Here is an 11,435-nt window from a genome sequence, read left to right as displayed (position 1 = left end):
GTGCTTATCGCCATTGCGTACAAGGAAACACCCATGCAACCACGTGTTCGTTCACTGATCGCCTCGGCACTGCTCCTGGCCGCCGGCAGCGCCTCGGCCCAGGGCCTGCGCATCGGCTACGCCGACCCGGTTTCTTCCCTCGACCCGCAACTGAACAACTATGCCGGCGACCGCTCGGTGGCGTTGCACGCGTTCGAATCGCTGGTTAATCGCCACGATGACAAGACCCTGCCGGGGCTGGCCAAGAGCTGGAAGGTCGTCGACCCGACCACCTGGCAGTTCGACCTGCGCGACGACGTCAAATGGCAGGACGGCACGCCGCTGACCGCCGACGATTTCGTCTTCTCCTTCGAGCGTGCGCGCAATGTGCCGGGCAGTGTCGCGTCCTACGCCGGTGCCACCCGCACCGTGGAGTCGGTGCAGGCCAAGGATGCCCACACGCTGCTGATCAAGACCCGCACACCGAACGCCAATCTGTTGCCGGATGTCGATTCGATCTACATCGTCAGCCGCCATGCCGGCGCCAACGCCAGCAGCGCCGACTACAACTCGGGCAAGGCGCTGATCGGCACCGGGCCGTATCGCTTTGTCTCCTACGTGCCGGGCGACCGCACGATCTTCCAGCGCAACGACAGCTACTGGGGCGCCAGGCCGACCTGGGACAAGGTCGACTTCCGTTTCATCGCCAACGCCGCCAACCGCACCGCGGCGCTGCTGGCCGGTGACGTCGATGTGATCGACAAGGTATCGCCAACCGACGTCGAGCGGCTGCGCAAGACCCCGGACGTCAACGTCTTTGCCTACCAGGGCCTGCGCGCGCTGATCATCCAGCCGAGTTTTCGCGAAGGGCCGAACGAGTTCATCCGCGACAACAGCGGCAAGCCACTGGCACAGAACCCGCTGCGTGATGTACGCGTACGCAAGGCGCTGTCCCTGGCGATCAACCGCCAGGCCATCGACCAGCGGATCATGCAGGGCACCGTGACCGAGGCCAACCAGTGGATGCCGGCCAACACCTTCGGCTACAACCCTGAGGTGAAGAACATCCCGTACGACCCGAAACAGGCCAAGGAGCTGCTGGCCGAAGCCGGTTTTCCGGACGGCTTCCAACTGACCGTGCATGTGCCCGGCGACCGTTATCCGCAGGCCCCGGAAGCCATGCAGGCAGTGGCGCAGTTCTGGACCCGCATCGGCCTCAAGGTGCAATTGGAAGTGCTGCCCTGGGCGGTGTATGCCGGCAAGGCAAACAAGAACGAACTGGCGGTCAGTGTGATTGCCTGGGGCAATGGCACCGGCGAGGCGGCCTATGCACTGACCAATATTCTCACCACCGTCGACAGCAGCAAGGGGCAGGGCGCGTCCAACTGGGGCCACTACAGCAACCCGCTGGTGGACAAGGCGCTGCTCGATTCCACCGCCGAGTTCGATGAGGCCAAACGCCGCAAGATCCTCCAGGATTCGGTGAAAGTGGTCAGCGACGACGTCGGCATCATTCCGCTGTTCCACTACCAGAACATCTGGGCGGCGCGCAAAGGCCTGAAGGTCGAACCGCTGGTCAGCGACCGTACCGCCGCGCTGATGGTCACCGAGCAACCTTGAGCCAGAGCCTTCCTGCCTGGGCGGGAAGGTTGTCATCGATCCACAGGAAACCCCATGTCTTCCAACAATGCCAATGCTGTCGCGCCCGATCTACTCGACAGCCTGCTGAATATCCAACCCGGCACGGCCCTGCACGACGTTCGCCACGCCCGGGAGAAAGTCGCATCGGCGACCCAGGGCAGCCAGGACCTGTTCTTCGCCGCTGAACTGGGCAATGACCTGTCACTGAGCGAGCGCCTGTGGGTCGCCTACTACGCGGCGCGACTGACGCCACAGGCGACACTGGCCAAACACTACCTGGCGCAATTGAGCAAGCAGGGCATCGACGAGGAGGCGTTGGCCAACATCGACGCCGGAAATCTTGACGCACTGGGCGACCGCCGCCTGGCCGCGATCCTGCATTTCACCCGCACGCTGATCGAGTCGCCGGTACATGGCGACCAAGCCGCGTTGCAGGCGTTGCAACAGCAGGGCCTGGGCACCGAAGAAATCGTCGTCCTGGCGCAGTTGATCGCCTTTCTGTCCTACCAGGTCCGCCTGGCCGCCGGCCTTGCCGCCCTGTCGTCCGCTGGAGCCGTCTGATGAGCGAACCGATCCGCAGCAACGGATTCACCAACGAAGTACTGGGCTGGAAAGCCTGGCTGCCGACCATCGACCTGCAAAACGCCACCCCGGAGCAGATCGCGGTACTCGAAGAGAGCCATCCGCAGGCCAAGACCTCGGACTATTACCTGACCCTGGGGCATCACCCGGACATCCTCCGCCAGCGGTCCCAGGCCTTCAACGCGATCATGTACGCTCCGGGCGGGCTGTCCCGCGCCGAGCGTGAACTGGCGAGCACCGTGGTTTCGCGGGTCAACCGCTGCGTCTACTGCGCCTCGGTCCATGCCCAGCGCTTCGAGCAACTGGCCAAGCGCAACGATGTGATCCGCGAGATATTCGCCGACCCGGCCACTGCCGGCACGACGCCCCGCGAACAGGCCATCGTGCGCTTCTCCATCGACCTGACCCTGGATCCGGCAGGCCTGGACGCCGGCCACATCCAGGCCTTGCGCGAGCATGGGCTGGACGATGGCCAGGTGCTGGATTTGATCCACGCCATTTCGATCTTCGCCTGGGCCAACCGGCTGATGCTGAACCTGGGCGAGCCGGTGTTTCCCGAGGCGAAGTGACCTGTTGCGCCGGGTTGGCCGGCGCTACCGACCCTCGCGGGGCTGCCAGAGACGCAGCAGGTCGAGGTTTTTCTTGCGCAGGCTGCGCTGGGGCGTCAGGCGGAAGTACCATTCACGAAACCAGCAGGCGATGGCCGACTCGGCCTGTTCGATGCCGCTCATGAAGCGCGCGGCATTGACGATGCCGTTGGCCCGTGGGTGCCGACAGGCCTGGTATTGCTCCAGCGCGGCACGCAGGCTCGGTGTTCGGGCCAGGCAGTCGGCCAGGGCCACGGCATCCTCGATGGCTTGCGCCGCGCCCTGGCCCAGGCTGGGCAGCATGGGGTGGGCCGCGTCACCCAGTAGCGCCACGTGACCGTCACAGAACTGTTGCACTGGCTGCCGGTCCCGGGCATGCATCTTCAACAGCGCACTTTCAGGGGTGGCCTCGATCGCGGCCACTACCTCCGGAGCCCAACCCGAATAGGCCGCGAGGACTTCCTGCTTGCTGATGTTCAAGGCGGCATCCGCGGCGTTCTCGTGGTTGGCGGTGCCCCACCAGTAGACCTGGCCATTGCCGACGTCACAGAGCCCGAAGCGCTTGCCGCGGCCCCAGTAGTGCGCAACATAGCCTTCAGTCATGACCGGGTGACTGAAGGGCGTGACCGCCAGCCAGGCGACATAACCGGATGGCCGTATCGGCGTGTCGCCCAGCATCTGCTGGCGAATGACCGAATTCAGGCCGTCCGCGCCGATCAGCAGGTCGGCCTCGTGACGGCTGCCATCGTCGAAGCGCACCGTCACGCCATCCGGGCGATGGGTGTAGCCGACGCAGCGCAGCCCGGTGGCCAGGCTGTCGGGCGCCAGTTGCCGGGCCAGGGCCTGCAGCAACAGAGGGCGCTGGATGTTCACGCTGGCGTGCCCCAACTGCTCGCCGATCTCGCCGATCGGCATGCTGTTGATGGGCGTACCATCGTGTTTCTTGAAAAAGAACTGGTGGATCGCCTGGCCTGCCTCTCCTACCGGTCCATCGGCACCGATCGAGTGCAGCGCCGCCATGGCATTGGCCATGATCGACAAGCCCGTGCCGCCGGTACGCAGCGTCTGCGCCGCCTCGAAGACCTTGACCTGCCAACCGGCCCGCTGCAACGCGATGGCTGCGGTCAGTCCGCCGATACCCGCACCGGCGACGATGGCTTTCCTGGATTCTGTCATGCTGTTTTCACCTGTCTCAGGCCCGGATCGACCGGGCATTCAAGGCAAGGGGCCATTGGTGTGGTCCCCTTGTCGTGGTTGGCGGTTATGCCAGGGTGGCACTGGCGCGGCTGGTCCTGGCGCGGGCGGCCTCCATGCGTGACTTGATGCAGGCGGCCACCCGGTCGATATGGGGCGCGCGCATCATGGTCAGATGGTCGCCTTCGACCGCCACGCGTTGCACCTGCGGAGCAATCGTGCGCCAGCCGCGGTACGGATCGCGAAAGGCGGTGCCCACCAGCTCATGGGGGCCGAGCAGTACCTCCGGCAGTTCCACATCAGCGGCGAACAGCGTGATCGGCAGGTCCAGTGGCGGGAACCGATAGCCCAGCAGCCCCTGCCAGTTGCCATGGAAGACCTGGAACAACTGCTCCAGCGCCGCCAGGGTGATGCTCTGGTCGAAAATGCCCTGGTCGATGCCATGCCGCCTGATCGCCTCGAAGGCCTGCGTGTCGCTGACGCCGGAAAAATCCAGGGCGTGGTAGTCGTATTCCCGCTGGCCATCTCCGCTGAGCAACTCCCACATGAACCAGTTCATGAACTCGGTGCGGTCGATCTGGACCTCGCCCTGCCTGACGCGCACGATGGTGTCGAGCAGGAACACGTTATGCAGGCGCCTTCCACGGCGTTGCAGCTCGCTGGCCAATTCGTAGGCGACGATGCCGCCGTACGACCAGCCACCGATATTCAGCGGCCCCTGCGGCGCGGCCTGCTCGATGGCGTCGGCGTAGTACACCGCCTGGGCCTGCACCGATTGCATCGGCGCCCGGTTGTCCCAGGTGCCCGGCGCCTGGAGCGCATACAGGTGCACCTGGTCCTTGAGTACCCGCGCCAGTGCCGCGTAACACAACACATGGCCGCCGATGGGATGGACCAGGAACAGCGTCGGCTTGTCCGCGGCATTCCTGAAGTCCACCAGGGCGCCGGTGCCAGGGTGCCCGGTCTCGGCCTGCTGCAGCACCAGGGCGAATTCGGCGATGGTCGGGGCCTGGATGAAATCGGACAACGACGGTTCCAGGCCCTGGTGCCTGGCGAGCATCGCCACCAGTTGCACCGCCTTCAGCGAGTTGCCACCCAGCTCGAAGAAGTTGTCGTGGATACTGATGTCCTGCAGGTCCAGGGTTTCCTGCCAGTAACCCTGCAGCATCTGCTCGGTGGCATTGCGGGGTGCGGTAAAGGGCCGCTGCTGGACATTCTGTACCTCGATCCGCTGCAGTCGCCGGCGATCGATCTTGCCGGTCGGCCCCAGGGGAATCTGCTCGATGCCGACCAGGATGCCCGGCACCATGTACTCGGGCAATGCCAGGCGCAACTCGGCCTTGAGCTGCTCCAGGTCCGGCGTGCGTCCCGGCATGGCCTGGACGAAGCCCACCAGGTAACGACTGCCATCGTTGTCCGGCTTGTCGATCACCGCCACCTGCTGGATATCGGCGCCGAAGCGGGCCGAACCGAGCATGGCTACTTCGATCTCGCCGAGTTCGACGCGGTAGCCGCGAATCTTCACCTGGGCATCGCTGCGGCCCTGGTAGACCAGGTCCCCCCAGGGCAGGTAGAAACCGACATCACCGGTTTCATACAGGCGCCGGGTCTGGCCTTCCAACTGCCGGTAGACAAAACGTTCGTCGGTCCGGTCGGGCTGGTCCAGGTAACCGTTGGCCAGGCAGCAGCCTTCGATGTACAGGTCGCCGACGACCCCGACCGGACAGGCTTCGCCCGCCGCATCCAGCACATGCATGCGGACTCCGTCGATGGGGCTGCCGATAGGCGGCATGCTCGGCCAGGTCGCCGTATCGCCTTCGAGCCGCAGGCAGGTGACCACATGGGCTTCGGTGGGGCCATAGTGGTTTTCCACGCGGCAGTCATCGAGATCGGCCAGCAGTTCGCGGATTTCGCGGGTGATCTTCAATTGCTCGCCGGCCACGCTGATCTGGCGCAGCGACAGCGGGCGAATCCCCAGTTGCGTGGCCACTTCGGCCAGGCCCTGGAAGGCCACGTAGGGCAGGAACAGGCGATTGACCTGCTGTGCGCAGATGAAGCGCAGCAGGCGAATGAAGTCATAACGCAACTCTTCCTCGATCATCACCAGTTCGTCGCCACTGGTCAGCGTCGAGAGAATCTCCTGGAAGGACACGTCGAACGAGATGGGCGAATACTGCAGCGTCTTCAGCGGTGCGTCCGGGTTGAAGCCTTGCGCCTGCTGGCGGTTCTGCCAGAGGATCATGTTGGTCAGGGCCCGGTGGGGCATGGCCACGCCCTTGGGGCGCCCGGTCGAGCCGGAGGTATAGAGCACGTAGGCGTTATCGTCGGGCTCGATGCTGGCGGCGAGGGTGGCGACCAATTCATGACTGCGTTCGGGGTTGTCATCGAAACCGGCGACCACGCTGTCCCAATGATGCCGGTCCGCGTCGCCCGCGAATGACGCGGCCAGCGCGGCGGATGCCTCGGCGAACAGCACCAGGCGTGGCCGCGAGTCTTCGAGAATCAGCCGGATCCGTTCTTCGGGATAGCTCAGGTCGATCGGTACATACGCGGCGCCGGCCTGCAGCACGCCGAGCAGGGCGATGATCAGTTGGGGCGAGCGCGGCATCATGATCGCCACCCGGTCGCCCTGGCCGATACCCTGCCGGTGCAGCCAACCGACCAACTGGGCACTGCTGTCCCGTAGTTGGCGGTAGGACAGGTGATGCGGGTCAAGGCTCACGGCGGGCCGTTCGGCGTGGCGGGAGAAACTCTCCAGCAGCAGGGTCGACAGATTGGCATGGGCCGGTGCCGTGGCTGGAGAGGGCGCCTGCTGCACGCCGCTCGGTGGCCAGGCCGGAATCTGCGGCCTGGCCTCGGGTGCGAGCATCATCAGGTCCAGGGTGCGCAGCAGGTAGTCGGCATACGCCTCGACCTGGCGGGTGGCGACGCGGGCGGTGCGGTAGTCCATCTTCAACATCAGCGCGCCGTTGCCCGGATGGCGGCCGATCGTGGTCAGCAGGTCATAGTTGCTGGCCTCCATCGTCTCCCATTGCGTGAGCACTTCCTCGCCCTGGGCCAACAGCCCCTTGAGCACATGGAAGTCGACGTAGTTGAACACCACGTCGAGGGCCACGCCGGTTTCGCGGTGAATCAGCGCGAACGGATAGCGCCGATGGACGAAGACCTGTTGCTCCTGGGCAATCGCCGCCCGGACCAGCTCGATCCAGCTCTGGCCCTGGGTACCCAGGCGCAATGGCAGGGTGTTGAGGAACAGCCCCAGGATCGCGTCGGCATCCTCGAACTCCGGTCGTCCATGGCTGATGACCCCGCACAGTACTTCCTGCTGGTTGGACAGGATCGCCTGGGCGAAGCCATGGGCCGCCAGCAGTACCGCCCGCAACGGCAGGTCCTGGGCCCGGCAGAACGCTTCGAGCCGGGCCAGGTCGGCCGCCGGCATTTCACGGTAGGCCGAGCGGTGCGGCGTGGGATCGGGAGCTACCTGATGGACCCAGCTGGTCATGGATGCGGCGGGTGCGTCACGCAGGTAGTCGCTCCAGAACTGGCGGTGCACGGGGGTTGCCATCGCCTGCTGTTCCAGGGCAATGAAGTCGGCTGGCGTCGTGAGCAGCGCGGGCAGTGCCTCCGTCTCCGGGGGCGCGTTGTAGAGCGTGATCAAGTCGCGCATCAACGTGGCGACACTCCAGCCGTCGAGAATCGCGTGGTGGAAGCTGAACACCAGGTCGATATCATCCGCTGCGGCGAACACGCAGAATCGATACAGGGGCGCCTGTTGCCAGTCCTGACGGTGGTTCTTGCATGCCTCCATGTAGCTGAATACCGCCTCGGCCCGTGCCTCCGGGGCCATCGATGCCACGTCGACCACTTGCACGGCGGGTTCCACGCTCGAATGCACGCGGGCCATCGGCGTTTCGGCATGGCCGATATCAAAGGACAGGCGCAGGGCCGGATGCCGTTGGACCAGGGCGCTGCAGGCCCGCTCCCAGGTCGGCGCATCCCAGCGCAACTGCAGGCGGTAGCGGAAAATGTCGTGATAGATGGCGGAGTCCGGATGCATCATGGAGTGATAGATCATTCCGACCTGCAACTGCGACGCCGGGTATACGTCATCGAACTGGCCCGCGCTGGCCTGGCGGATGGCCTCCGGCACCTGGGCAAACGGCCTTGTCCGGACCTGGCGTTGGGCGCCCTCGGACGAACCGTCCTGAGCCTGCAGCAACTGCGCCAGTTGGGCGATGGTCGGGTTCTGGTAGATCTGCGCCAGTGTCAGCTCGATGCCTTGTTCACGTGCCTTGACCTGCAAGTGAATGACCTTCAGCGAGTCGCCGCCGAGCCTGAAATAGTTGTCGTGGACGCCCAGAGCATCGTTTTGCAGGTTGTCCTGCCAGAGTTCGGCCAGGGCCTGTTCCAGTGCGGTGCGCGGCGCCGTGGCGTCGTGGTTGCCCACAGGCTCCGTCGGCGCGGGAAGGGCCTTGCGGTCCAGCTTGCCGTTGGCGTTCAGCGGGAAGTGTTCGAGCTGGAGCAGATACCGCGGGACCATGTAGTCGGGCATCTGCTGGCGCAGCACGTCCTGGAGTGCCGGGGCTGAAAGCTCGGCACCCGGCTCGCCCAGCAGGTAGGCGCAAAGGTAGGCATCCCCGGCGCTCTCCTGGCGAGCGATCACCACCACGTCCTTGACCTGCGGGCAGGTGAGCAGCCGCGCCTCGATTTCACCGAGTTCGATACGCAGGCCACGGATCTTCACCTGGAAATCGGTGCGGCCCAGGTATTCGATGCTGCCATCGGGCAACCAGCGGCCCAGGTCGCCGGTCTTGTACAGGCGGGCCTGGGGGTTGGCCTGGAACGGATCACGGATAAAACGCTCGGCGCTCAGCTCGGGGCGGTTCAGGTAGCCTCGTGCGACACCGATGCCGCCGATGTGCAGCTCGCCCACCACACCTGGCGGCAGCAGCTGCAGGTTGCCGTCGAGGATATGCAACTGGATGTTGGCGATCGGCTGGCCGATCGGCACGATGCCCGGATGCATGTCAGGCCGACACTGCCAGGCGGTCACATCGATGGCCGCTTCGGTGGGGCCATAGAGGTTGTGCAACTCCACCCGCGGCAATTGTTCGAAGAACCGCTGCTGCAAGGCCGGCGGCAGCGCCTCGCCGCTGCACAGGACCTGCTTCAGGCCGGACAGCCGTTGCGGCTCGACCTGGTCGAGGAACACCTGCAGCATCGACGGTACGAAGTGCAGCAGCGTGATGCCCGCGCTCGCCATGATCTCCATCAGGTAGCGAGGGTCCTTGTGCCCGTCCGGGGCAGCCATCACCAGTTGCGCGCCGCTGAGCAGGGGCAGGAAGAACTCCCAGACCGACACGTCGAAACTGAACGGGGTCTTCTGCAGGATCCGGCTATGCTCGTCGACCCCATAGGCATCACGGGCCCAGAGCAGTCGGTTGACCACGCCATCGTGCTGGTTCATCACGCCCTTGGGCAGGCCGGTGGAGCCCGAGGTATAGATGACATAGGCCAGGTGCTGCGGCTTCAGTCCCAGCGCTGCGGCATCCGGGTTGAGGGCGGACTGTCGAAGCAAGTGTTCACGGTCGCTGCCCAGATTCAGCACGGGTATCGTCACCGCAGGCAGGCGCGCGAGCAACCCGCGGGTGGTGATCAGCGCTGCAGGCGCACTGTCGGTCAGCATGTGGCTCAAGCGGTCGGTCGGGTACCCGGGGTCCAGCGGTACATACGCTGCGCCGGCCTTGAGCGTACCCAGCAGGGCCACCACCATCTCCAGGCTGCGCTCCAGGCAGATGGCGACCCGCGCGTCAGGGCTCAGGCCGGTTTCCAGCAGGGCGTGGGCCAACTGGTTGGCCTGGCGGTTCAACTGTTCGTAGGTCAATGCCTGATCCTCGAACCGTACTGCGATGGCGTCGGGACGGACAGCCACCTGGGCCTCGATCAGTTGGTGCAGCAATACCCCGGTGGGATAGTCGACATCGGTGCGGTTCCACGCCTGCAGGCGCTGGCGTTCACTTGGCGGCAGCAGGTCGAGGCTCTGGACCGGTCTGTCGAAATCTGCCGCCACGGCCTGCAGGATGTGCATGAACCGCTCTTGCAGCGCCGCGATCTGTTCCTGCTCGAAATAGGCCTCGTTGTAGATGAAGTGCATCCACACATCATCCTCTGGCGCAGCTTCACGGATGTGCATCGACAGCGGGGTCTGTTCATGGCCGTTGATCAGCTTGACCGGGTGCGCGCAGGCTGCCCCGTACCAGGTCTGCTGGTCCTGCTCGTAGGACACCACCAGGTCGAACAATTGCCGGCGGCCCAGGGTCTGCAACCCGAGTTCGCGGTTCAGCTCACTCAATGGAAAACGCTGGTAGCGATAGTCCTGCTTGAGGGTCATGGCAATCTTGCCGACCAGCTCGCCGAAGCCCAGCGTCGTACCCAGCTCCAGGCGTACCGGGCTCATGCCGACGAACAAGCCCATGGTCGCCTTGTGCAGCGCATTGGCACGGTTGAGGATCGGCAGGCCGATCACGATTTCCTCGCGGTTTTCGGTGCGCGCGAAATAGCTGTACAACGCTCCCAGCATCACGTGGAAGATATTGCCCTGGCCGCCAATCCTTGCCTGTTCGGCCAGGCGATCATAGAGCGCGCGCGGCAGGCGCCAGGCGTGGTTCTGGCTGGGCGCCAGGCGCTGCTCGAAACGTCCCTGGTAGCGGGGTGTGAGCAGCGGCTCGGGCAGCGTGCGGTTTTTGTCCAGCCAGTACTGGCGCTGGCGCCGGTAGGTCAGCGATTCCCTGTCGATACCTGGTTGTTCTACATAGGCCTGGTAGGTCGGCGCGCTGGCGTCCTCCGAGGTTGGGCCAGGCAGGGCGGTGTAGGTCTGGCTGACCGCCTGGCCGATCATGGCGAGGGACCAGCCATCGGTGATCAGGTGGTGGCAATTGACGAAGAAGTAGTGCAGGTCCTGGCGGACCCTGAACAGTTTCATGCGTACCAGCAGGCCGTGGTCAAAGGCAAACGGGGTTTGCAGATCTTCCTGCATCATGGCCAGGGCGCTGGCGTGGGGATCGGCCTGCGCCGATACATCATGCACGGCCAGCGGCAGGTCGACCGACTCCGGGAATCGCTGGCGCGGTAGCGGGTGCTCGATCGAACCGGGTACCAACCGGGTGCGCAAGACATCGTGGCGCCTGACCACCCGTTCGACGGCCTGCTCAAAGCGCGCTATGTCGATGGTGCCGTTGATACAGGCATAGCCGCCGGTGTTGTACAGCGGACTGTCGCCATGCAGCCCCTGGTCCAGCCAGATATCGAGCTGGGGGGCGGCGAGGGGGAAGAGCAGGCGCTCTGCATTCGGCACTGGCATTGACTGAGTCATGGGGTTCTCCATGGGCCGACTCGCTGGCCCGATAAACCGATGAAAGGGGCTCGAGAGGGGGTGATCGGGCCGCGCACGGC

The 11,435-nt window shown here is 65.0% G+C and carries 5 protein-coding genes; 3 read left to right on the top strand and 2 right to left on the bottom strand.

Annotation, left to right across the window (positions count from 1 at the left end; translation table 11 throughout):
* The first annotated feature begins 33 nt into the window (after positions 1–33).
* From AC6I6U_RS19365 to AC6I6U_RS19355, 3 genes are read left to right on the top strand one after another with little or no spacing between them, the layout of a single operon-like run.
* Positions 34–1,599, top strand: a complete 1,566-nt coding sequence (locus tag AC6I6U_RS19365; protein WP_497877633.1) for an ABC transporter substrate-binding protein — start codon at positions 34–36, stop codon at positions 1,597–1,599.
* Between the two features lie 54 nt (positions 1,600–1,653).
* Positions 1,654–2,181, top strand: a complete 528-nt coding sequence (locus AC6I6U_RS19360) for a CMD domain-containing protein (protein ID WP_497877632.1) — start codon at positions 1,654–1,656, stop codon at positions 2,179–2,181.
* Complete coding sequence (locus tag AC6I6U_RS19355; RefSeq protein ID WP_497877631.1) at positions 2,181–2,771, top strand: peroxidase-related enzyme; 591 nt, start codon at positions 2,181–2,183, stop codon at positions 2,769–2,771. Before AC6I6U_RS19360 ends, AC6I6U_RS19355 begins: the two co-directional genes overlap by 1 nt.
* A gap of 24 nt (positions 2,772–2,795) precedes the next feature.
* Here the strand turns inward: AC6I6U_RS19355 and AC6I6U_RS19350 are convergent, their stop codons facing one another.
* On the bottom strand, positions 2,796–3,965 hold the full coding sequence (locus AC6I6U_RS19350) for an FAD-dependent monooxygenase (protein ID WP_497877630.1): 1,170 nt from the start codon (positions 3,963–3,965) through the stop codon (positions 2,796–2,798).
* Between the two features lie 85 nt (positions 3,966–4,050).
* The gene (locus tag AC6I6U_RS19345; protein WP_497877629.1) at positions 4,051–11,355 is read right to left on the bottom strand and encodes an amino acid adenylation domain-containing protein; all 7,305 of its coding nucleotides are present in this window, start codon (positions 11,353–11,355) and stop codon (positions 4,051–4,053) included.
* Between the last annotated feature and the right edge of the window lie 80 nt (positions 11,356–11,435).

This window comes from Pseudomonas sp. UTLPPB19802, assembly GCF_059730225.1.
This window is presented reverse-complemented; position numbering and strand designations above follow the sequence as displayed.

Excerpts from the sequence above, each read along its gene's own strand:
- AC6I6U_RS19365 (WP_497877633.1), top strand. The coding sequence starts at position 34 with ATGCAACCACGTGTTCGTTCACTGATCGCCTCGGCACTGCTCCTGGCC.
- AC6I6U_RS19360 (WP_497877632.1), top strand. The coding sequence starts at position 1,654 with ATGTCTTCCAACAATGCCAATGCTGTCGCGCCCGATCTACTCGACAGC.
- AC6I6U_RS19355 (WP_497877631.1), top strand. The coding sequence starts at position 2,181 with ATGAGCGAACCGATCCGCAGCAACGGATTCACCAACGAAGTACTGGGC.
- AC6I6U_RS19350 (WP_497877630.1), bottom strand. The coding sequence starts at position 3,965 with ATGACAGAATCCAGGAAAGCCATCGTCGCCGGTGCGGGTATCGGCGGA.
- AC6I6U_RS19345 (WP_497877629.1), bottom strand. The coding sequence starts at position 11,355 with ATGACTCAGTCAATGCCAGTGCCGAATGCAGAGCGCCTGCTCTTCCCC.